A 24,435-nucleotide genomic window follows, 5' to 3' on the forward strand; every position below is an offset into this window, starting at 1 on the left:
TTGCATGGATCGAATTTTGGTGTCATTCCCGCGAAGGCAGGAATCCAGAAAAAGCACTTAAAATAAGCAAAATTATATAGAAATTTACTATATAATTCGCTTAAATATTCTCTGGATTCCCGCCTTCGCGGGAATGACATATAGTGCTTTTCTCGATCCATGCGACAATGCTAGAGGTGCCTTGCCATGACGGTTTTGGTATCCATACAACAACATCCGCAAGTGCATGTATTTTAAGAATAGGAGCTATAGTTTAGGTAGATCAAGAAATAAGGTTTTGATAGTTTTAATTAAATTAAGAATTGTATTTACTGCTTCTTTTTCTTCAGTAAAAATGCTACTTATCTCGTTACCGATTACTTGTAAATCGGTAATTATTTTTGATAAACTATTATTACCGTTTTGAATTTTAATAATGATATTATCCAAAGATTTTAATATCTTATCTGTACCTTGATATAACATTAGATGTTTTTTAGCTTGTTTTATAAGGTCAACCAGATCTACTATATATTCATTATAAATATTATTATTTATAGCTCCTTGAGATTGATTTAATACTTCTATTAAGTCTTTTATTTTTAAAATTACTGCAAGAATTTTAGATAATGTTTCTATCATTATTTAGCACCTACTATTTATTGATATTTTTTAATACGGTATTTATATAGGAAAACGATGGTTGTGTATCTATACCGCTATAATCTCTATTCATATTCCAAAGCATAACTCCTGCTAAAGACTCATTAGCCGCCCATGATGATAAAGAATTAGCCATATCTAATGTTAAAATATTTTCGGTAGTGCTTTTTCCCGGCATAATACCTAAGCAAATTTTATTGCTTGGTATATTCCACTGGCTAATATAATAATCCTTAATATCGGCTTTGATTTGTTCATCAAAAGTAATATTTGGGCTAACCGTTATATAATATTCCATAAAATTAATATAATCTAGATAACTATAAGCTTCTATAGATAGTGGTTTCCAATAGCTATCCCATCCTTGTCCGGGTACTGTGAGAGTTAGTATCTTGTCAGGGTTTAGTGCTCTTAAAGATTTTATTAAAGAAAAGGTTTTTTGTTGTAATCCATCCTTATTAGGTTCCTCAATATCTAGATCGCATCCGTCTAAAGTATATTTAATCAAAATACGAGTAATGGCCTTAGACATATTATCTATATCATTCCATAAATTAGATTTACTTAAGAAATAGGGACTTGTTCCTCCTCCTAAAGCTAATTTAACTTTAGCACCTTTATTACGGGCATAAGATATAATAAATTTTATCTGGTCATCAGTAATAGTAGTTATACCGTTAATAGTATCCTGGGCATTAAAGTTGAAGCTTCCAAAAGCTATATTGATTACTGTTTGTTTAGTAATCGGGCAAGTTTGTAAAGCATTTAAATAATCTGAATTCCAAGAAGCAAGATATATTTCGAATTTCATTTTTCTATAAACCTAATTTTAAATCTAGGATCAAGTTGCGTATAACACTCACTGATTAAATTTAGTCAGTATACATTAGATAAACTTAATCAGTCTAGTTTTTTTCTTCATTGTATTCTCATACGTGAGCATAGGCGTTGTTGCATGGCTCGAATTTTTGATGTCATTCCTGCGAAAGCAGGAATCCAGATTTTCTCAATTATCAATTGTAACTTTTTTGTGCTATCATAAAAAGCCTATAATTTTTTATTTATTAGATTTCTATAGTTTTATTATTTATCTTAGAATAAATCAATACATAAATTAGCAAAATAATATTTTTAAAGTTTTTCATTATTTATAATAAACTTAATTCTCTGTTTGCAACAACTTAAAGAACACACCTCACTTCGAACCACAGCATACTATATTATTTAAAGTAAAAATTATAGTTGTAAATAATAGCATTTGTATGTTATTATTTACAACATGATTAATAGACACATAATATCGTTTGTAAAACAATCTTTAAAAGATTTCTCTGCGGTTCTTATTATTGGAGCTAGGCAAGTGGGGAAGTCTACAGTAGTAAAGCAGTTATATGATGAAGGAATTTTTAAATCATATATTACTTTAGATGATATTTCTCAATTAGAAGCGGCTACCGGCGACCCTCATGGATTTATAAAAAATGCAAATTATCCTCTTGCGATTGATGAAATTCAAAGAGCTCCCGATCTTTTAAAAGCTATAAAAAAATCAATTGATGAAGATAAAAGACCCGGTCGTTTCCTTTTAACCGGATCGGCTAATATTTTTTCTTACCCAGGAGTGTCCGAAAGCTTGGCAGGACGCATTGACGTAATACATCTTGAAGGGTTAAGCCTAGGAGAAATTTTAAATCAAAATAAACCTTCTTCCTTTATATTAGATATTTTTTCAGGGTTAACTATTCCTGAATTAAAAGACAAATGGGCTAAAGAATTAGAATATAAACCGGAAATAAATAATCAATTTTTAAATGAATATATTTTCTATGGTGGATTTCCGGAAATTGTCTTAAAAAAGCAAGAAAGATTTCGTGAACGTTGGTTTTCTTCTTATCAATCAGCCTATATTGAACGAGATGTAAGAAATATAAATAAATTTTTAGACGTTGTTTCTTTTGCTAAACTTTTTCGCCTGATTGGTTTACAAAGCGGTAATTTATTAAATCAAAAGAATTTAAGTATTGAAATAGGGTTAGATCAAAGAACAATATCAAGATATTTAGAGATTCTAGAAACAACTTTTCAGGTAAATCAATTAACGCCTTGGTTTAGCAATACACGTAAAAGATTAATTAAAACTTCTAAAATTTATATAAATGATTCAGGCTATGCTTCATATTTAAACGGTATAGCAACTCCTAATTTGTTGTTAAAAAGCCCTTATTATGGGGCAATATTCGAAACATGGTTATGGGCAGAACTTAGGAAATTATTAACCTTAACTACGGGCGTAGAGCAAGCATTTTATCGCACACATTTAGGAAAAGAGGTTGATTTTCTGCTATATAAAGGCGATATATTTTGTGGTTTAGAGTGTAAAGCCACAGAAACTATTCAGAGCCGACATTTTATGGGGCTTAAAGATTTATCTGAAGCACTAGCACCACGAATTATGCATGGTATTATACTTTATACCGGTAATGAAATAATCACTTTTTCTGATAAATTTCTTGCCGTACCTTTAAGATGTATCCTTTAAATAAATTGAGACAAAAAAGTAATAGCCGGTACTATCAAAGCAAGATTTATCAATAATATAGTCATATAAATTTACAACTATTCTATAACCAAATATCGGAATAGTCAATAACATTTCGACACCTATATCGGAATAGTCAATAGCTTTATTGTTGCATGGCTATCAGAATCGTCATGGCGAGGCGGCGTTGTTGCATGTTTTTTCTGGATTCCCGCCTGCACGGGAATGACATATAGCACTTTTTTAGAACCACGCAACAATGCCTCGTAGGAATGACATACTTAGCGTATATGTCCTTGTTTAGTAATTGCTGATTTACTTAAAGATTGATCCTCACTATTGATTTTTATTTTTGCTTCATTTAATCCGGTTATTATTCCAACATTATTTGGAGTGTTAACAGTTTCTACTTGCGTTTGCCTTATAGCTTTTTCGCCTTGCTGATTTTGTACTTTTTGAAGTTCTGTTTGCTCTGTAGGGGTTTTTACCTGTCCTGCTGTTGGATTCCTTGCTGTAGTTACTTCAGCATTTTCTACTTTACTATATCTTTCGTTTACTTCTAGTATTATTAACTTATCTATTATACCTAAACGTTCTTCTTTAGATAAATCTTTATTGCTGACTATTTTATCTTCAATAAAATACTTCTTTTCATCGATAGTATTTTGCTTATTATATTCATCGATTATTTGTTTTTTTTGATCTTCTTTTGGATATATAGGAGCAGAGCTAGAAAGAATATTTTTTATATTGTCAGCTTTGACTTTAGAGTCGGGCATTTGATCAACGAGCTTTTCCGCTTCATCTATAACAGCTTTTGCAGCTGCATGAAGTTTTTGTTTTGTCGATTCTCCCTCTGTTGATCTGCTTGAACTACTGCCTCCTAAATTTGCCATTAGTTGAGCTGCTTGCTCCTCTACCTGTTGTAGATTTTTAGAATCAGATGTATGAGAGCTAACTGTCTCCGCTTTAGCATCCAATGGCTGAGAAATTTTAGAAGATAAAGATTCAACAGGATGAGAAGAAGAAATTTGAGTTGGTACAGCTAGTTCAGACTTTGTTTCACTCTGTATAGGAGCTTGTTTATCATCATGTTCAGCCTTTCCTTCTGACTCTAAAGGCTTGTCAGGTCTAGGAGGTATTGGTGGCGGTGACGGCGGTGAAACTTGTTCAATTTCGGCTTTATTTTCTATAGGATTAAGAGCTACAGTAGACTCTACAACTTCACTTCCTTTATTTTGTTGAATAGGTTGAGCTGTTTGTGCCTCCACTTGTTGTAGATTTTTAGAATCAGATGTATAATAAGGAGTGCTAACTGTCTTCAATTTAGCATCCAATTCTTCACGATCATGAAACGGCAACTCTGAAAAAAGTTTAGCTGTTTCTTTTTCTTTATTTTCTGAAGCTTCTTTTTGCATTTCTTCCGCAGTCAGACCATGAGACGGCAACTCTGAAAAATGTTCAACTGTTTCTTTTTCTTTAGTTAGCTTAGCTTTATCTTGTTCTACAATCCTTTCTTTAAGTATTCCTTTTTCAGTATTTAACATTTCAAGTGTTTCATTGATAGCTATTTTACCATCACCGATAACTTTTTCGCCACGATTAGTTTCATACTTTATTAACTCTTCTAATATTACTACTTTATCTTTATCGCTTAATGAGTTATTGTTATTGGATAGGTCTTTAATAAATGCTTTTTTATCTTTCAATTCTTCTTTTGATAATTCTTCCGGCAATTTACCTTCAGGATTTTTCTGCAAATCAGCATATTTTTCAGATATAGCTTTATAGCCGTCTACTATGCTTTTATCACCCTGCTCTTGGCTCATATTCATAACTTTATCGTTAGCTATTTCTTGCACAGTTTGTGATAAATCGACACCATGCCCTTTATTTGCAACAACTTCTTGCATCATTTCTTCATATTTGCCGCGTGTTACCGGCATCGTGTAAATTTTCCCGCCATGCTCAACATATCCTATGGCATCTTTACCATCACCTATAAATTTTATAGGCATCGGCGAGCTAATTTCTTTAAGCAGCGGTTTACCGTTAGGTCCTTCTTCATAATGAGCGGTAAAATATACTGCTTTATCTATAGGAGGTCTATTGCCGTTTTCATCCAACGCTACTATCGATAAGTGCATATTACCGGGAGCCCCGTTTAATTTTACCGGAAAATCTATTGTCCGGTAGGAATTAACTTTTACCTCTGTTCCGTCTGATTTTGTTACGGATATTGGTTTAGTTGCATGTGTCGTTTCAGTTAAAGTACAAATTTCGCCATCAACATCATTGGTAATTTTTTGGGATTGGGTAGTATTTTTATTAGCGTCTTCTCCTGTAGGACCGTCCCATGCTATTGTTTTAAAACTATCTTTAAAATCTGTATGAACTTTTTTATAGCCGGCTATTTCGACGGCTTCAAACTTTTCCTTAGTTGCCGGATCATTTAAAGCGGTATTCAAAGCAGCATTTAGTAATTTTCTTTTTTCTTCATCTTTCTCTTTCTCTAAATTACTTAAAAATTCTCTAAATTTTTCATCGTTTTCTAATTGTTTAGCTAAATCTTCTTTAATTTTTTCATCCAACTTTGCTAAATTTTCAGGCTTTAAAAAATAATCTCTTAAAACATCTCTTTGTTTTTGCAGAATTTCTTCCCTAATAGCCTTAGTAATCGGATCAACTGCTTCTTTACTACTTACTGAAGCAGATAAAGCATTAAGCTCCGGAGTGGATATCGTCTGCGACTTCTGCGACTGAAAAATACTATCTCCTGCTTCCGGAGTAGTTTGTGCTGCTATCTCTGTATCGGTTTCGTTACTCATATCATCTCCTTAATTATTGAAATAATTAAACTTATTTAACAGTAAGTTTTAAATTCAATTATTTCAAGTTAAAAATAGCATTGTTGCATGGCTCGAATTTTTGGTGTCATTCCCGCGAAAGCGGGAATCCAGAGAATATTTAAGCGAATTACATAGTAAATTTTTATATAATTTTGCTTATTTTAAGTGTTTTTTCTGGATTCCCGCTTTTAGCTAGAATGACATACTGTTACTTTTATCGACCCACACAACAACACCGTTAAAACTTAATAATGACAATTTTTTTGCCCACTATTTTCTATTGCCGCATTATACTCTTTATTTAATTCTTTTGTTGCCCAAATCCATATTGAGCAAGTAATAATAAATATTATCATTAAACACAGAGAAATCGACTGATAACTTGCAGAAGGCAAAATAATAAAAACTATTGATTGTAAAAATGCACCAGCGGACTTACCGAGTTTTGTACCTACTACGTCGGCGGCGGCTTTACCTTTTATCTTTAATTCGTTATCAAGAGGCACATAAGACATTTCTTTTGTCGAATCGAATAAGGTATATTTACTAGATTTACTAAGCACGTTTTGAATAGCACCGATTGTTACGGCAATTAAAGTCGGATCGGCAAAGACGAAACTTACTACTATTATTGCTGCGAATCCTTCAAAATTATTGACGGCAAAAAATAATAAACCCGTTATAAAAACCATTAGCGGCGTGATAATAGCCGCCGTAAACCAACCTAGTTTTCTAACGATATTTGAACCTAAAATAACAAATATAAGGGTTAGTATGCCGGTATAGCTTAAATAGCTACCGATAAAAGCGGCATATTCGGTGGGAGTCTTATAAATCTTTGTTGCTGTAGCTTTCCAAGGACCTTCGACTAGATTTATCGCTAACCCGTAGCAAATAAGTAGAGTGGCAATTAATCTTATATGCCTTGACGATAAAATCATTTTGAAACTCTCAACAATTGTCATTGATTGCTTCTTGACCTTAAAGCGTAATAATGCAATATGTTCTTTATCTAATATTTTATGATTAAGTAACCAAAAAGTTTTAATAGCCAAGAAGCCTAAAATTAAAACTATAGTTAATATAACTTGGATTGAAATAGTGTTATAAGATGCTTGCAAAGCAAATTTATCGGTAACATATTTATTTATATATTCGAGGTTTGTTAAAAACTGTCCTGCTAGATAAAGCCCTGTTTGACCAAGCAAACCGAATAACGGATAGAATCTTTTTGACTCTTCGACCGTAGTAACGTTATTAACGAATTGCCAGAAAAGTAAGGCAAAAACTACATTTGGCCATAATTCAGCGATAATATAAAATAAGGAAAAGCTCCAATTTGATAAAAGCAGGATAAACCATTTAAGATTAGGAAAAGATTGAATTAATGATTGAGCAGTATCGGCATTTAGATGCAACATCTCATAATTCGGAAAAATAGCAAAAGCAAAAAGTGCAAAGAATGCTAAAAAAATCGACATAATAAGGTAAAAGATATTTTCACCTTTCATATGATTGACAAGCTTAACGTAAATAGCCGTGACTAAAAAGGCGGCCGGCATCACTCCCCAAAATTTAAGGAAAGAAATAGTCTCTACGCCGATCATAGTATTAACGATACTATCCTTTAAAGCTCTGATTAAATTTTGAATAAATAAAATGCAGAACATTAATAGGGTTATAGCTAAGAACTTAGAAAGCTCAACACGCTCTATGGGCCAAATATAGTCTAAAAATTTGTTGATTTTAGTAGTAGATTTATCTAGATTAGTTTTTAACAATGAAGAAGAATTTTTCGAAATGTCTGGGATAATTGCCATCTTTCAGCCTAACCTACATGTTGCTTGGTTAGAGCCCTATATTAAAGATTTTTCTTATTTAAGTCAAGTGTAAATTATCAAAACATCGTCATTGCGAGGCGGCAAGCAATGCCTGCTTTTTGATGTCATTCCCGCGAAAGCGGGAATCCAGAGAATATTTAAGCGAATTATATAGTAAATTTTTATATAATTTTGCTTATTTTAAGTGTTTTTTCTGGATTCCCGCTTTCGCGGGAATGACATACAGCACTTTTCTCAAGCCATGCAACAATGCCCTATAAAGGCGGGAATAATATCAAATATGAACAGTTATTGGCTAAATATCTATAAACCCAAAGGTATAAGCTCGGCAAAAGCCGTTGCGATGATTAAACAGCTACTTGGTAAGGTAAAAATCGGTCATGCAGGAACTTTGGACGTAGAGGCGGAAGGCGTTTTACCTTTAGCCATAGGTGAAGCGACAAAATTAATGCAAATACTAATCGATGCTAAAAAAACTTATATTTTCACTTTGCAATTCGGCGTACAAACTGATAGCGGTGATTACAGCGGTAAAATAATAAATACCACTAGTTATATTCCTTCTAAAGAAGAAGTTTTCAGCGTTTGTTCTAAATTTACCGGTATAATCTCACAAACTCCGCCGGCTTTTTCGGCTATTAAAGTTAACGGTGTTAGATCTTATAAACTTGCAAGACAAGGATTAGCTACAGAATTAAAAGCACGAAATATAACGATTTACAACCTAAAATGTATTAATTTCGATGAAAAAAAAGCGATTGCTACTTACTGCGTCGAATGCTCAAAAGGTACTTATATAAGGACTTTAGCAGAAGATATGGCATTATCCTTGCAAAGTTTAGCATTTGTGATAGAATTACGCCGTACTCAGGTTGGGGCATTTAAAATGGAAAATGCTATTATAATGTCAAAACCTGAAGAATCAAAGCAAGAGATAACAAAAGAGTTTCTTGAGGAAAAGAGTATAAGAATTGAGGCAATACTGGACGACATCCTGGTTCTTGATGCTAATTCAGTGCAAGCACAACAAATTAAATACGGACAGCAATGTTATTTTAATTATGAAAATGATGTTACTCTTTTATGGGTTCGTTATGAAGGTGTTTTGCTTGCTATCGGTAGCTTAAACAAGAATTGCTTTAATTCTATGCGTGTGTTTAATTTAATAAAATAAGGAGATTTATCGATGTCGATTACAGCTGAGCGTAAACAACAATTAATTAAAGAATATGCCCTTACGGAAGCCGATACGGGGTCTAGCGAAGTACAATGTGCTATTTTAACCGAGAGAATCAACAACTTAACTGAACATTGTAAGGTTAATCTTAAAGATTTTACCACCAGAAGAGGGTTGTTAATTTTAGTCGGCCGTCGTCGCAGATTACTAAATTATATTAAGAAAAAAAGTGTAAGTAATTATTTAGAGCTAATAGGTAAGCTCGGAATTAGAAAGACACGTTAGAGATTTCAAGGTAGAATGCCTTGCGGTGTCATTCCTGCGAAGGTATGGCGTTGCTGTGTGGCTCTAAAAAAGTGCTGTATGTCATTCTAGCTAAAAGCGGGAATCCAGAAAAAACACTTAAAATAAGCAAAATTATATAAAAATTTACTATATAATTCGCTTAAATATTCTCTGGATTCCCGCTTTCGCGGGAATGACATACGGATAACAAAAAAACAATTATAATTATGAGATGAAAATGTTTAATGAAATAATGAAAACAGTAGAATGGGGTGGGAAAACCCTTGAGATCAGTACCGGTAAAATTGCTAGGCAAGCAGACGGTGCGGTAATGGTAAAAATGGGTAATTCCGTGTTATTATGTACGGCAGTAAGTGCTAAAGAAGCAAAAGAAGGTATAGGTTTTTTCCCGTTAACTACCCATTATAGAGAAATGGCAGGTGCAGCGGGTAAAATACCGGGTGGATTTTTTAAACGTGAAGGTAAAGCATCCGATAAAGAAGTTTTAATATCTCGCTTAATCGACAGACCGATTAGACCGCTATTTCATCCGGCTTTTGTTAATGAAACGCAAGTAGTTTGTACTGTCCTTTCGTACGATCCGGAATGTACTACCGATATTCTTGCGGTTATTGGGGCTTCAGCAGCACTAGCACTATCCCCTGCTCCATATACGGAAATTATTGCCGCTAGTAAAGTCGGTTTTATCAACGGCGAATTTGTCTTAAACCCGTCATTTGAAGCCTTAAAATCTAGTCAATTAGAATTAATCGTTGCAGGTACTGAAACTTCCGTAATGATGGTTGAGTCAGAAGCTAATTTATTATCCGAAGATCAAATGCTTGCAGGCGTAAAGTTCGGATATGACGCATTTCAGCCGGTAATTCAAATAATTAAAGAACTCGCAAAAGAAGCAGGTAAACCGAAATTACAAATGCAGGATTTATACCCCGCACATTTAAAAGAACAAATTGAGCAAATGGTAGGGAAAGAAATAAAGGAAGCTTTTACCATAACTTCAAAACAGGAACTTAGTACCGCCTTAGATGCTATTCCTGCCAAAGTTCTTGAGCATTTTGCCGAGGATATGGCTAATAAAACTTATAATAATTATCAAATTGAGTCAGCTCTTAAAAAAGTTGAAGCTGACATATTACGCAGTGATATTCTACAAAATAACCATCGAATTGACGGACGTAAATCTACCGATATCAGACAAATTGCTTGTGAAGTAGGAATATTGCCGAGGACTCACGGGTCAGCTTTATTTACTAGAGGCGAAACACAAAGTTTAGTGACCGCAACACTCGGCACTACTCAAGATGAACAAATCGTTGATAGTTTAGAAGGTGAGTATAAAGAGCGTTTTATGCTTAATTATATTTTCCCGCCTTATTGCGTCGGGCAAGCAACACCGATGAGAGCACCGGGGCGTCGTGAGGTCGGACACGGTAAACTCGCATGGCGTGCTATTAATTCCGTCTTACCGACTAAAGCACAATTTCCTTATTCAATCAGGATAGTTGCCGAAACTACCGAATCTAACGGCTCTTCTTCAATGGCGACGGTTTGCGGTACTTCGCTTGCTTTAATGTATGCCGGTGTTCCTATAAAATCACCTATTGCCGGTATTGCAATGGGGCTTGTTAAAGAAGGTAGTAAATTTGCCGTATTATCGGATATACTAGGCGATGAAGATTATTTAGGCGATATGGATTTTAAGGTAGCCGGTAGTAGTGAAGGAATAACGGCGTTGCAAATGGATATAAAAATATCCGGCGTAACTTTTGAAATAATGAAGGAAGCACTTGAACAAGCAAAAAACGGTCGTTTGCATATCCTTGAGCAAATGAATAAAGTAATTAATTCACCTAATTTGGAAATTAGCCGACATGCACCTTGTACTCAAAGTATAAAAATCGATAAAGATAAAATTAGAGAAGTTATAGGTACCGGCGGCAAAGTAATAAAAGAAATTTGTGAAACTAGCGGTGCTAAAATCGATATCAGCGATGACGGTACAGTTTCTATTTATGCCTCAGATAAGGAAAAATTAAAAATTGCCATGGACAAAGTCAAATCAATTGCTATTGAACCTGAAATCGGCGAAATATTTGACGGCACCGTGGTGAAAGTGTTAGATTCCGGTGCATTTATTAACTATCTCGGCAGCAAAGACGGCTTCGTGCATATTAGCGAAATTTCCGAAGAAAGAATTGAGTCGGTAGCTAGTGTTTTAAAATACGGTGATATAGTGAAAGTTAAACTTATCGGCTTTGATAATAAAGGTAAAGCAAAATTAACTATAAAAAATGCTGAAGGTTTAAAGCAATCGGTAAAAGCTGATATAAAACCAAAAAATAATTTCAAAGAAAATTCAGAGAATGATCAGCGTGAGGTCAATAAAAAACGCTCAAAGGGTGAAGAAAATACTACTGAAGACAGCAATATGATTAAAGAGCGTAAATATTTTAGTTAAATATATTACGATATGCGAGGAGGCATTGTTGCGTGGATCGAAAAATGGCTTCAATGTCTACCGTGGCTTGACCACGGTATCCAGTCTTTTTATTAAGGTTTTTTCTGGATTCCCGCTTTCGCGGGAATGACATACGGCACTTTTTTTGACCCATGCAACAACGCCGCTTTTTATTAATTTTCGAGCCAGGTAACGACGCTATTTACTACCGTCAATGGCTTCAATTTTGGCGGCTAATATAAAATCACTTTCCGTAAAGACCATTGATTTTATGAGTCCATATTTCTACCTTACACATGCCGTACGATACGGTTAAATCCGGATGATGGGCTTCCTTTTCAGCAAGGTTGGCTATTTTATTAGCAAAATCCATAGCCTCCATAAAATTACTAAATATATATTTTCTATATAAATGCCCAACTTCATTAATTAGCCAATCCTTTTCAAGTTGAGATAAAAATGTGTTTATTTCCTTATCATTTAAAGGAGGCACACCTCCTTGACATGGAACACAGACCTTATCGATTAAACATACTTCACTCATAATATCCCTTTAAAATGTAATAAATATTTTGATTTAAACATGTTATAATCATGTCTAATAAACTCTGATTTATAAGAAACAACTATTCAATAATTTTTTCAATATTTACTTTAGTTACCGGAGATTTATTGACTTCGTGTTTTAAAGTTTTGCGGATAGTCGATTTTATAGCTTCTTCAATTTGTTCAGTTGATAAAATTCTTTTTACTTGCTTATTTTGAATTTCAATAAGTTTAACAATATCGTTTTTGATTAAATTAATTAATTTTATGTCTTCTTTTGAATCAAGCAGCCCGGGCATCGATAATACAGGATTTGCTACTAATTCACCTTTATTATTTATTACAACCGTAGCTATTACTATGCCGGACTCACGCATACGCCTACGAGCCTTAAAAATTGAAGACTCTACCGGTAATAGATAATTGCCGTCAACAGCTAAATAGCCGCTATTAACCTTAGCAATTACTCGTGAATTATTTAGCTCAAGCAATACTACACTGCCGTTTTCTACTTCTACTGCGTGTTTTATGCCATTTTTCTTAGCAAGTTTAACATGTTCGTGGATATGCACAGGTTCACCGTGAACAGGTACACAAACGTTAGGTCTAATTAAAGAATACATTTTTTTAAGCTCGTCAACAGCCGGGTGACCCGATACATGCACAAAATGGTCACGCTCGGTAATCACTTCAATACCGGCTTTAACAAATATATTAAACATCCTAAATATTTTCTTTTCATTACCGGGGATAATTTTTGAAGAAAAAATAACGGTATCTTTTGGAGCTAATTTTATTGATTGATGAGAATTACTTGCCATTTTAGCGGTTGCTGCCATCGGCTCGCCCTGACAGCCGGTAGCAATTACTAATAATTCCTCTTTTTTAAATCTACTTATGTCTCTCTCATTGATTAACGGCTCGATATCTTGAAAATAGCCGCTTTCTTGTGCTGCACTCATCATTCTATGTAAGCTTCTGCCGGTTAAAACAACTTTTCTGCCTGCTAACTGCCCTGCATGTATTAAAGTATCTAATCGTGCAAGATTTGAAGCAAAAGTTGAAACCACCACTAATTTAGGGCAACCGGCTATTATATCTATCAGACTTTTACGTACTTCCCCTTCCGAACCGGAACTCCCTTCGTTAAATACGTTAGTTGAATCGCATACTAGAGCTAAAACTCCCTCATCGCCATACCTAGTCAAAAGCTCTTCATCGGCTTTCACCCCTAATATCGGATCGTTATCAAATTTCCAATCTCCCGTATGAAGCACATTCCCCATTTCGGTACGGATCATAATAGCTTGCATTTCCGGTGCTGAATGTGTTAACGGCACCATTTCAAGAGAAAACGGCTCTATATTAATTTTTGCACCGGCGTCTACTTCATGAATCTTGATATTTTTAGCAAAATCATATTCGGCTAAACGCAGCCTTAAGAAATTTGCCGTAAATTTAGTGGCATATATTGGGCATTTCAGGCTATTCCATAAATATTGTACGCCCCCTAAATGATCTTCATGAGCATGCGTAAGTATAAGACCCACTAAATCTTTTTTATGTTTTTCAATAAAGCTAATATCAGCAATTACCATATCAACGCCGGGTAAATAATCATCGGCAAATCCGCTACCGCAATCAATCATCAACCATTTACCTTTATAATGATAAAGGTTAACGTTCATCCCTATTTCGTTAGCTCCACCGAGCGGCACAAAGAGTAAATCATTTTTATGGTTTTTAATATTGAATGATGACATAATTAATTTCTATAGTTATTATAATCTTAACTTATAACTTATTCTTGTTCTATCGTCTATGATTAATAATCGTTTAGTTTATATAAGTATGTTTATATCAGGAATTATTTTAATTATACTTACTTTATTTCCTCAGTTAGATATAGATTTTTCTAAATTTTTCTATCACCATAGTAACGGCTTTATTTATAAAAATACCGCTATAGTGAGGTTTTTATTTTTATCTATACCGATATTAACGAAAGCGATAGTTATAATATCTTTATTATGGACATTTTATTATCTTATTAAATATAGAAAAACTATTTTTTTATCATGGAGTTTTTATATATTAATTACTGCTGCTATCGGTCCGGGGTTGATAGTTAATTACGCTTTAAAAGAGAATTTCGGTAGAGCCCGCCCGACGCAAATAGAGAATTTCGGCGGAGAAAAAGATTTTACCAAGGCTTTACTAATAACCGATCAATGTGATCGTAATTGCTCATTTTCCTCCGGTCATGCCGCCATGGGTTATTATTTCACTAGCTTTGCTTATATTTTACCGCATATATATTTTTCATGGCTTTATGTTACCGCCCTACTCTTCGGTTCGTTAGTTGGCTTTAGCCGTATATTAATGGGCGGACATTTTATTAGTGATGTTGCGGCATCTTGTTTTATTATTTTAGTAGTTAATCATATATTATACTTGGTATGGCAAAGACTGCGTCAATGTCATTCTCGTAAAGTATAAGTATTGTTGCGTGGATCAAGAAAAGTGGTATATGTCATTCCCGCGAACGCGGGAATCCAGAGAATATTTAAGCGAGTTATATAGTAAATTTTTATATAATTTTACTTATTTTAAGTGTTTTTTCTGGATTCCTGCGATCAACGGAATGACATAGAGTGCAAGAATAATATCAAAAACTTAAAGTTTAAGAGGAACTTAATCCAATGAACGTAAATAAAATAGCGGTGGTTTATAATAATTCTCCTAAATCCGTTGCACTTGCCGAGCAACTGAAAAAACTTTTTTCCTTTAGCAAACCAAGTGAGGCTGAAATAATTATTGTAATAGGAGGGGACGGAGAATTATTACACGCAATCCATCGTTATATGAACCTTAATCTACCTTTTTACGGCATTAACTCAGGTAGTTTAGGTTTTTTAATGAACCCTATTAATAATGAAAAATTATTAGAAAATTTACATGAAAGTATAACTGCTGACTTAAATCCCCTCTCAATGGAGGCGGAAGACGTTAACGGCAATATCCATTATGCTCTTGCTATAAATGAAGTATCAATATTTCGTAAAACCAATCAAGCCGCTAAGTTTAGTATTGAAGTTAATCAAATCGAGCGGATGAGTGAGTTAATCGCCGACGGGGCTATAGTTTCTACTCCGGCAGGTAGTAGTGCTTACAATCTTTCCGCAGGTGGTCCTATTCTACCGCTAGAATCAAACGTATTATGCTTAACTCCTATCTGTGCATTTAGACCTCGGAGATGGCACGGAGCATTACTGCCCTCCTCTACTTCCATCAAGTTTGAGATACTTGAAGTAAATAAAAGACCTATAAATGCAACTGCAGACTTTCAAGAATTTAGTAATATAAAATCGGTAACTATTAAATCAGTAAAAGACAAAGCTATAAAATTACTTTTTAATAAAAATCACACTCTTGAAGATCGAATTATAAAAGAACAATTTGGTGGGTAGGTAGATTCTCAATGTCATTGCGAGCAACTAAAAGTGTTGTTGCGTCTACAAAATTATTTTGAGTTCCTACTAAAGTTGTCATTTTAGCCTCCTTAATTTCTATTGCAATTATAAGCTTACTCCTTAAATTTTTTCAGGTCAAGGTTAAAAAAACAACAATAAAACTAAACTTTTTAAAGATAACCTAAAATACTTAAAAATTAATTTTATTAACAACAATAATAATTTATAATTTATGATTTTTTAGGTTGACTTGCTATTTAGCCCGGATATTGCATGAGATATAGGAGACAAAATCCTCGTAAAGCTGTATAATACTGGTATTTCATTAGAATAATACAAAGGATTTTGTCATGACAAATTGTATAGCATATAGTTACCAGTTTTCCAAAGTAAAAAATCGGACAATAGAGATAAATTTCACTGGAGGTGATATTAGTAGCGATGGAGGTGTGTTGTTATTAAGAGAAGCAGATAAAAGGCTTGGTATAACAGAGGAGCTTGCTAAAATATTTCCTGATAGACGAGATGGTAGTAAAATTACCCATAATATGGCAACAATGCTGAGGCAACGAATTTATGGTATTGCATTAGGTTATGAAGATTTAAATGACCACAATTATCTACGAAAATGTCCTGCTATGCAAACAGCTATGGAAACAATTGATGATATGGCAAGTAGTTCTACCTTATGTCGTATAGAAAACAATGCTGATAGACACTTTGCAATTAAAGTGCATGAACTAATGCTTGATAAATTTATTAAGTCTCATAAAATAGTACCAAAGCAGCTAATACTTGATTTTGATGCTACGGATGATGAAATTCATGGGCAACAGGAAGGTAAGTTTTATCATGGTTATTACGGTCATAATTGCTTTTTACCTTTGTATGTTTTTTGTGGAAAGCATCTGTTAGTTAGTTATCTTAGGACGTCAAAGCAGGATCAAGCAAAACATTCTTGGGCAATATTATCATTGTTAGTAAAACGTTTTCGCCAAGCTTGGCCAGAGGTAAAGATTATTTTTCGTGGTGATAGTGGATTTTGTCGTCATCAGATGTTTGATTGGTGTGATATTCATAATATAAAATATATTGTAGGAATGCCCCAAAATAACAGACTAAATGAGTTACTGAAACCTACAATGGAGAAGTCAAAAGCAGCATTTATTATAACCCAAGAAAAGCAACGTCTTTTTAGTGAGTTTCCATATAAGGCTGGTAGTTGGAGTCATGAACGTAGAATAATTGGTAAGGCAGAAATGACAATGCTTGGAGAAAATCCAAGGTATATAGTAACTAATTTATCAGATAAACCTGAAGATTTATACGACAAAGTTTACTGTGGTCGTGGTGATATGGAAAACCGTATAAAAGAGCAACAACTAGAATTATTTGCAGATCGTACTTCTTGTCATAGATGGTGGGCTAATCAGCTCAGAATGATTTTATCGGGTCTTGCATACACTTTAGTAGAATATATCAGAGGTAATTTATTACAAGGTAGTGCATTAGCAAAAGCACAAATAGGTACAATACGTTTAAAATTATTAAAAATTGGGGTAGTAATTATCCGTAATACTAGGCGTATTAAGTTTTTGTTATCTTCATCATATCCTTACCGACAGGTATGGAATCATGTGATGAAGAAATTAGCATTAGAATAACCTAGATTAGCACTGTTCCCGGTGCTTAGAAAAAATGGGGTAAGGGGCATTACATCTAAAATTTGAAAATAACGGCTTCAAAGCACTTTTTGGCAAAATTTTTACAAAAGTATCATTGCTAATATTATAAATTACTCAATTTCTTACTTTAAATCTCACTTCATGCAATATCCGGGTTAGATTTTCCTACCATTATATATGGAGCTACACAAAACGATATAAAAGTGGTTCTATCTTATCAACCCTGAATATTAAGGAGGGCATTATGACTAATAAAGATAAAGGATTTGCTGCCATGGACAAAGAAAAAGTCAGAGAAATAGCTGCTAAAGGAGGGCACGCTTCTCATGGCGGGCATGGTCACAGCGAGCATGATGATAGTAAATCAGGAAAACGAGGATTTGCCGCTATGGATAAAGAAAAAGTTAGAGAAATAGCTGCTAAAGGAGGACATGCTTCTCATAAAGGCGACCATGACGATGAATAAAAAATAATTACTTAGAAGGAGTTAATCTACGGAGGCTAACTCCTTCGATCTATTAACCAAATTGGAAAGGAGGTACGTTATGGCATTTAATTTACCACGGATAAGGAATAAATCTGAAGCCAATAATAATGCAAGATATAGTTATTTAGATAATATATTTAACGAATTTTTTAATGATTTTTATTCTTTGACGAATCCCGGTTTAACCGATACAGCAAGGAATCTAGCACCTAGAACAGATATATCGGAAACAGATACAGAATATAATTTAGAAGTAGAATTACCGGGAGTAGTTCAGCAAAATATAGAATTAAAAATAGACAATAATATTTTAACTATTAAAGGCTCAAGAGAAGAAAGTTCAGAAGATAAAAATAAGAATTATCACATGCGAGAAAGATATTACGGAACTTTTCAAAGATCAATAAGTTTGCCGTTAAACATCAATGAAGAAAATGTAGAAGCTCGTTTTGAAAATGGTATATTGCATATAAAAATACCAAAAAAAGAACAAAGTACTTCAAGGAAAATTGAAGTAAAAAGCTAATATTTTCCCTAATGGCTCTTCTATTTTCACTTAAGTAGAAGAGCTATTATCACGTTTTAAACTAAGATATTTTATAATATTTAGTATAGAGATAACACATAGTAAATGCTTAATGGTATGGCTACTTAAACTATATAAAATATAATATTAAATTATTTTAAATTTATAAAACCTTAGAGCCTATCTGTAAATAGGTATTAATCTATTAAGCATTAATCGGATCAAAGCAATATAAATCTGATTAGTAGCAGATTTGACAGTATGTTCGTAATGTTTACTTAACCTTCTAAAATTGTTTTAAGTTCATGGTAAAACAGTATTTCTTATGATAATGCTGCTATGGAGAGCTTCTTTCATACTTTAAAAACTGAGCTTGTTTATTTTAAAAAATACCAAAGCTTCGCAGGAGCAAGGCTTGATATATTTACTTATATCTATATTTTTTATAACCAAAAACGGAGGCATTCTACTTTAAAATACAAAACTCCAAATGAGTACGAGTTAAATTATAAAAAAATTAAAAACAACTCTTTTTAATTTGTCTGTTTTTTTGTTGCAAGATCAGTTGCAACTATTCCGACAAAAACCTTATTAATTTTCGCTAAAAAACATCTCAAAATAGTAAATCAATTGGAAATGTTCACAGAACTTAAATTTAGGTTGAAAAAGTAAAGTTAGTCTATTAAACTTCTTTAACAATTATAGATTAACAAATGAAATATTTATGAAAGAAAAAAGTGCTAATGATATTGTTACGATAGAGAAGTTGTTTAAATTGTTTGAGTTAATGCAGAAGGAGCATGTTACAGCTTGGAATATATTGCTGCATTCTAGTTATTTAGGCACTAATTCTATACCTGTAGAAATCCTTACAAGCTTATTTGATAAAACTGTTATAGATACAAAGATAGAGTTAGGGTTTTGGGTATTAATGCAACAAGAACAAAGCGAAAATAAAATAAAATTAACAGAGTCAATTTTAGAAGCAGTAAATAAATATTATCCTCCTAATGATAGAGGCTATACACAAGAAATTGAAATTTATAAAAATTTGATAAAAGCTTTGGATACAATTTTTCCTGAAATAAATAAAGAGCAAGAAAAGGAATGGGAAAAAGCAAAAATACTTTATACATATGCAGAAAAAATATTAAAGGATTGTGAAAATAAAAAGTTACTCATAACAAATACTGAGTTAGCGAATTTATACAATAAACTTGCGGCTTATAACCAATTTATTAAGCATGATCTTCAACAGTCATATCAATATTATGAAAAAGTTTTAGAAATAAACAAAGCCTTTAATTCAAGTCATGAATTAAAGTTACAAGATTTAGTATTTGATAGACTAATTGCTACAGCTCGTTATAACGCTGGAATAATTGGTGTAGAATTATATCCATATAAAGCACAAGATTACTTAAAGTCTTACATTAAACCCGCTTATGAAGTAAAGAAAAGCCTGAATCCAAATCATCCTGATATTGCCGCATACCTTGAGTCTATAGAAATAATTAAAGGAAAAATAAAACAGCTAGAACAAGACCAAAATATCTCACCCCTTGAATCTGCTATTGTAGATTATAATCAGGGAATAGCATACTTAAATAAAGCTGAAGAGCAAAACGATAACACATTAAAAAAAAGCAGCCTACATTTGGCTTTACCATTTTTGGAGCAGGGCTTTAAAAAATTCTGTAAAATGCATAAAGATAAAGATATAGAGGGGCAATATATTTTTAAAGCTCTGTATGATATTGGAAGGGTTTACTATGATTTAGGTGATCAAAATAAAAGCTTAGAGCTTTTTATAGAGGCTTATATTACTCGGGGAAAATATAAAGGGGCTTATGAAAATGAACTTAAGACATATTTTAGTAAAATGGATTCTCAAGATGCCGGCAAGCTGCTAACCCGGATATTGCATGAAGTGAGATTTAAAGTAAGAAATTGAGTAATTTATAATATTAGCAATGATACTTTTGTAAAAATTTTGCCAAAAAGTGCTTTGAAGCCGTTATTTTCAAATTTTAGATGTAATGCCCCTTACCCCATTTTTTCTAAGCACCGGGAACAGTGCTAATCTAGGTTATTCTAATGCTAATTTCTTCATCACATGATTCCATACCTGTCGGTAAGGATATGATGAAGATAACAAAAACTTAATACGCCTAGTATTACGGATAATTACTACCCCAATTTTTAATAATTTTAAACGTATTGTACCTATTTGTGCTTTTGCTAATGCACTACCTTGTAATAAATTACCTCTGATATATTCTACTAAAGTGTATGCAAGACCCGATAAAATCATTCTGAGCTGATTAGCCCACCATCTATGACAAGAAGTACGATCTGCAAATAATTCTAGTTGTTGCTCTTTTATACGGTTTTCCATATCACCACGACCACAGTAAACTTTGTCGTATAAATCTTCAGGTTTATCTGATAAATTAGTTACTATATACCTTGGATTTTCTCCAAGCATTGTCATTTCTGCCTTACCAATTATTCTACGTTCATGACTCCAACTACCAGCCTTATATGGAAACTCACTAAAAAGACGTTGCTTTTCTTGGGTTATAATAAATGCTGCTTTTGACTTCTCCATTGTAGGTTTCAGTAACTCATTTAGTCTGTTATTTTGGGGCATTCCTACAATATATTTTATATTATGAATATCACACCAATCAAACATCTGATGACGACAAAATCCACTATCACCACGAAAAATAATCTTTACCTCTGGCCAAGCTTGGCGAAAACGTTTTACTAACAATGATAATATTGCCCAAGAATGTTTTGCTTGATCCTGCTTTGACGTCCTAAGATAACTAACTAACAGATGCTTTCCACAAAAAACATACAAAGGTAAAAAGCAATTATGACCGTAATAACCATGATAAAACTTACCTTCCTGTTGCCCATGAATTTCATCATCCGTAGCATCAAAATCAAGTATTAGCTGCTTTGGTACTATTTTATGAGACTTAATAAATTTATCAAGCATTAGTTCATGCACTTTAATTGCAAAGTGTCTATCAGCATTGTTTTCTATACGACATAAGGTAGAACTACTTGCCATATCATCAATTGTTTCCATAGCTGTTTGCATAGCAGGACATTTTCGTAGATAATTGTGGTCATTTAAATCTTCATAACCTAATGCAATACCATAAATTCGTTGCCTCAGCATTGTTGCCATATTATGGGTAATTTTACTACCATCTCGTCTATCAGGAAATATTTTAGCAAGCTCCTCTGTTATACCAAGCCTTTTATCTGCTTCTCTTAATAACAACACACCTCCATCGCTACTAATATCACCTCCAGTGAAATTTATCTCTATTGTCCGATTTTTTACTTTGGAAAACTGGTAACTATATGCTATACAATTTGTCATGACAAAATCCTTTGTATTATTCTAATGAAATACCAGTATTATACAGCTTTACGAGGATTTTGTCTCCTATATCTCATGCAATATCCGGGCTAAACAAGTTGCTTCAAAACAAAGCATTTGGGCAATTTCTAAAGTCCAATTATTGTATAAATTTCCTAATACTTTTTGTAAATATTGTTCTTCTAAATAACCCTTGACTCCCCAATTATTAAGTATGCTTTTGAAACTCCACCTTCCTATACTTGCTAATTCTGCTATTTTGTTTAAAACTTCAGGTTGTAGTTTTTCTTTAACTTTTAGTATACTACTATCCGTACTTCCTCTCTCTAATATAAGCTCTCTTGTGCCACCATTTTTTATAAATTCAGGAACGTGCTTATTAAGGTAATCTTTTAATGGTGCTAAACTAAGATAAGCCTTTATAAATTTCGAAGCCCCATAATCATTTTTGATATGCTCTTGTGCTAATTCTAAAGAAGATTTTTTAAGTTTAGGATGTATAATAACTAGACGGTCATCACTTTCTTCAAGCAAGGTTTGTATGATTTTTGAAGCAGAATATATTGTAAAATATTTCATTTGGCTTGGATGCTTGTAAAAGCAGCTATTTAGCCCGGATATTGCATGAGATATAGGAGACAAAATCCTCGTAAAGCTGTATAATACTGGTATTTCATTAGAATAATACAAAGGATTTTGTCATGACAAATTGTATAGCATATAGTTACCAGTTTTCCAAAGTAAAAAATCGGACAATAGAGATAAATTTCACTGGAGGTGATATTAGTAGCGATGGAGGTGTGTTGTTATTAAGAGAAGCAGATAAAAGGCTTGGTATAACAGAGGAGCTTGCTAAAATATTTCCTGATAGACGAGATGGTAGTAAAATTACCCATAATATGGCAACAATGCTGAGGCAACGAATTTATGGTATTGCATTAGGTTATGAAGATTTAAATGACCACAATTATCTACGAAAATGTCCTGCTATGCAAACAGCTATGGAAACAATTGATGATATGGCAAGTAGTTCTACCTTATGTCGTATAGAAAACAATGCTGATAGACACTTTGCAATTAAAGTGCATGAACTAATGCTTGATAAATTTATTAAGTCTCATAAAATAGTACCAAAGCAGCTAATACTTGATTTTGATGCTACGGATGATGAAATTCATGGGCAACAGGAAGGTAAGTTTTATCATGGTTATTACGGTCATAATTGCTTTTTACCTTTGTATGTTTTTTGTGGAAAGCATCTGTTAGTTAGTTATCTTAGGACGTCAAAGCAGGATCAAGCAAAACATTCTTGGGCAATATTATCATTGTTAGTAAAACGTTTTCGCCAAGCTTGGCCAGAGGTAAAGATTATTTTTCGTGGTGATAGTGGATTTTGTCGTCATCAGATGTTTGATTGGTGTGATATTCATAATATAAAATATATTGTAGGAATGCCCCAAAATAACAGACTAAATGAGTTACTGAAACCTACAATGGAGAAGTCAAAAGCAGCATTTATTATAACCCAAGAAAAGCAACGTCTTTTTAGTGAGTTTCCATATAAGGCTGGTAGTTGGAGTCATGAACGTAGAATAATTGGTAAGGCAGAAATGACAATGCTTGGAGAAAATCCAAGGTATATAGTAACTAATTTATCAGATAAACCTGAAGATTTATACGACAAAGTTTACTGTGGTCGTGGTGATATGGAAAACCGTATAAAAGAGCAACAACTAGAATTATTTGCAGATCGTACTTCTTGTCATAGATGGTGGGCTAATCAGCTCAGAATGATTTTATCGGGTCTTGCATACACTTTAGTAGAATATATCAGAGGTAATTTATTACAAGGTAGTGCATTAGCAAAAGCACAAATAGGTACAATACGTTTAAAATTATTAAAAATTGGGGTAGTAATTATCCGTAATACTAGGCGTATTAAGTTTTTGTTATCTTCATCATATCCTTACCGACAGGTATGGAATCATGTGATGAAGAAATTAGCATTAGAATAACCTAGATTAGCACTGTTCCCGGTGCTTAGAAAAAATGGGGTAAGGGGCATTACATCTAAAATTTGAAAATAACGGCTTCAAAGCACTTTTTGGCAAAATTTTTACAAAAGTATCATTGCTAATATTATAAATTACTCAATTTCTTACTTTAAATCTCACTTCATGCAATATCCGGGTTAGGTGCTATGAAAAGTAAAGATTATAATTGCGTTCAAAAATTTGTGCATGAATATCCCTGGTTATTTCAGAAGATAATAGACCATCATCCTGAATATTTAATTGATCGTTCAATTGTGAATTTGGTTGCATTAGATAAGGAAAAATTATGGTTTGGTAACTCTCCGCACCAGCCGATAAATATAATATGCCAAAATAATTATACAAGCGAAAGTCTTAAAGAAGAAGGTTGGGTGATACTAGGAGAGGACGCCACAGGCAATTACTAATAGCTGAAATTTATACACCATAGTGCTGAAGTTGTATTGGAG

Annotated in this window: 19 protein-coding genes and 2 pseudogenes; 13 read left to right on the forward strand and 8 right to left on the reverse strand. The window is 33.3% G+C overall.

Annotation, left to right across the window (positions count from 1 at the left end; all coding sequences use genetic code 11):
* Positions 1-246: 246 nt before the first annotated feature.
* Together AAGD48_RS03230 and AAGD48_RS03235 are read right to left on the reverse strand one after the other, a co-directional pair.
* Positions 247-621: a hypothetical protein gene (locus tag AAGD48_RS03230; RefSeq protein WP_341790425.1), complete on the reverse strand. Its 375-nt coding sequence runs from the start codon at positions 619-621 to the stop codon at positions 247-249.
* 13 nt (positions 622-634) lie between these two features.
* A complete protein-coding gene (locus AAGD48_RS03235; protein ID WP_341790426.1) occupies positions 635-1,453 on the reverse strand; it encodes a glycosyl hydrolase family 18 protein in 819 nt (272 codons plus the stop codon).
* 447 nt (positions 1,454-1,900) lie between these two features.
* On the opposite strand from AAGD48_RS03235, the gene AAGD48_RS03240 reads away from it, so the two are divergent.
* On the forward strand, positions 1,901-3,181 hold the full coding sequence (locus AAGD48_RS03240; protein ID WP_341790427.1) for an ATP-binding protein: 1,281 nt from the start codon (positions 1,901-1,903) through the stop codon (positions 3,179-3,181).
* Between the two features lie 281 nt (positions 3,182-3,462).
* On the opposite strand, the gene AAGD48_RS03245 is transcribed toward AAGD48_RS03240, so the two are convergent.
* The gene (locus AAGD48_RS03245) at positions 3,463-6,009 is read right to left on the reverse strand and encodes a Sca4 family spreading effector (RefSeq protein WP_341790428.1); all 2,547 of its coding nucleotides are present in this window, start codon (positions 6,007-6,009) and stop codon (positions 3,463-3,465) included.
* A gap of 266 nt (positions 6,010-6,275) precedes the next feature.
* The gene (locus AAGD48_RS03250; RefSeq protein WP_341790429.1) at positions 6,276-7,850 is read right to left on the reverse strand and encodes an Npt1/Npt2 family nucleotide transporter; all 1,575 of its coding nucleotides are present in this window, start codon (positions 7,848-7,850) and stop codon (positions 6,276-6,278) included.
* A gap of 301 nt (positions 7,851-8,151) precedes the next feature.
* Between AAGD48_RS03250 and truB the strand changes: the two genes are divergently transcribed.
* From truB to pnp, 3 genes are all read left to right on the forward strand, one after another.
* Positions 8,152-9,045, forward strand: a complete 894-nt coding sequence (gene truB / locus AAGD48_RS03255; RefSeq protein ID WP_341790430.1) for a tRNA pseudouridine(55) synthase TruB — start codon at positions 8,152-8,154, stop codon at positions 9,043-9,045.
* A gap of 12 nt (positions 9,046-9,057) precedes the next feature.
* Positions 9,058-9,333 carry a 30S ribosomal protein S15 gene (rpsO, locus tag AAGD48_RS03260; RefSeq protein WP_341790431.1) on the forward strand — a complete coding sequence of 92 codons (276 nt, stop codon included), beginning with the start codon at positions 9,058-9,060 and terminating at the stop codon, positions 9,331-9,333.
* Positions 9,334-9,571: 238 nt separating this feature from the next.
* Positions 9,572-11,812 (forward strand): polyribonucleotide nucleotidyltransferase, encoded by a 2,241-nt coding sequence (gene pnp, locus AAGD48_RS03265; protein ID WP_341790432.1) that lies wholly within the window; start codon positions 9,572-9,574, stop codon positions 11,810-11,812.
* 198 nt (positions 11,813-12,010) lie between these two features.
* Here the strand turns inward: pnp and AAGD48_RS03270 are convergent.
* A pseudogene (locus AAGD48_RS03270) lies at positions 12,011-12,356 on the reverse strand (4a-hydroxytetrahydrobiopterin dehydratase).
* A gap of 82 nt (positions 12,357-12,438) precedes the next feature.
* A complete protein-coding gene (locus tag AAGD48_RS03275) occupies positions 12,439-14,121 on the reverse strand; it encodes a ribonuclease J (protein ID WP_341790433.1) in 1,683 nt (560 codons plus the stop codon).
* An 88-nt stretch (positions 14,122-14,209) separates the two neighbouring features.
* On the opposite strand from AAGD48_RS03275, the gene AAGD48_RS03280 reads away from it, so the two are divergent.
* The 7 genes and pseudogenes from AAGD48_RS03280 (at position 14,210) to AAGD48_RS03310 (ending at position 20,483) form a co-directional block, all read left to right on the forward strand.
* Positions 14,210-14,857 (forward strand): phosphatase PAP2 family protein, encoded by a 648-nt coding sequence (locus AAGD48_RS03280; RefSeq protein ID WP_341790434.1) that lies wholly within the window; start codon positions 14,210-14,212, stop codon positions 14,855-14,857.
* A gap of 203 nt (positions 14,858-15,060) precedes the next feature.
* A complete protein-coding gene (locus AAGD48_RS03285; protein ID WP_341790435.1) occupies positions 15,061-15,828 on the forward strand; it encodes an NAD kinase in 768 nt (255 codons plus the stop codon).
* 353 nt (positions 15,829-16,181) lie between these two features.
* Complete coding sequence (locus AAGD48_RS03290; RefSeq protein WP_341789277.1) at positions 16,182-17,495, forward strand: IS1380 family transposase; 1,314 nt, start codon at positions 16,182-16,184, stop codon at positions 17,493-17,495.
* Between the two features lie 265 nt (positions 17,496-17,760).
* Positions 17,761-17,982, forward strand: a complete 222-nt coding sequence (locus AAGD48_RS03295) for a KGG domain-containing protein (RefSeq protein ID WP_341790436.1) — start codon at positions 17,761-17,763, stop codon at positions 17,980-17,982.
* 79 nt (positions 17,983-18,061) lie between these two features.
* Positions 18,062-18,529, forward strand: a complete 468-nt coding sequence (locus AAGD48_RS03300) for an Hsp20/alpha crystallin family protein (RefSeq protein ID WP_341790437.1) — start codon at positions 18,062-18,064, stop codon at positions 18,527-18,529.
* 324 nt (positions 18,530-18,853) lie between these two features.
* Positions 18,854-19,066: pseudogene (locus tag AAGD48_RS03305) on the forward strand (IS3 family transposase); the annotation flags it as partial.
* A gap of 187 nt (positions 19,067-19,253) precedes the next feature.
* Entirely contained in the window at positions 19,254-20,483 is a 1,230-nt protein-coding gene (locus AAGD48_RS03310; RefSeq protein ID WP_341790438.1) for a hypothetical protein, read from the forward strand.
* Positions 20,484-20,618: 135 nt separating this feature from the next.
* Here the strand turns inward: AAGD48_RS03310 and AAGD48_RS03315 are convergent, their stop codons facing one another.
* Together AAGD48_RS03315 and AAGD48_RS03320 are read right to left on the reverse strand one after the other, a co-directional pair.
* Complete coding sequence (locus AAGD48_RS03315; protein WP_341789277.1) at positions 20,619-21,932, reverse strand: IS1380 family transposase; 1,314 nt, start codon at positions 21,930-21,932, stop codon at positions 20,619-20,621.
* Positions 21,933-21,998: 66 nt separating this feature from the next.
* Entirely contained in the window at positions 21,999-22,574 is a 576-nt protein-coding gene (locus AAGD48_RS03320; protein WP_341790439.1) for a hypothetical protein, read from the reverse strand.
* A gap of 59 nt (positions 22,575-22,633) precedes the next feature.
* On the opposite strand from AAGD48_RS03320, the gene AAGD48_RS03325 reads away from it, so the two are divergent.
* Both AAGD48_RS03325 and AAGD48_RS03330 read left to right on the forward strand, forming a co-directional pair.
* Positions 22,634-23,947 (forward strand): IS1380 family transposase, encoded by a 1,314-nt coding sequence (locus tag AAGD48_RS03325; RefSeq protein ID WP_341789277.1) that lies wholly within the window; start codon positions 22,634-22,636, stop codon positions 23,945-23,947.
* A gap of 185 nt (positions 23,948-24,132) precedes the next feature.
* Positions 24,133-24,393, forward strand: a complete 261-nt coding sequence (locus tag AAGD48_RS03330) for a hypothetical protein (RefSeq protein ID WP_341790440.1) — start codon at positions 24,133-24,135, stop codon at positions 24,391-24,393.
* Positions 24,394-24,435: the final 42 nt, after the last annotated feature.

The organism is Rickettsia endosymbiont of Polydrusus tereticollis (genome assembly GCF_964026385.1).
GTDB lineage: Bacteria > Pseudomonadota > Alphaproteobacteria > Rickettsiales > Rickettsiaceae > Rickettsia.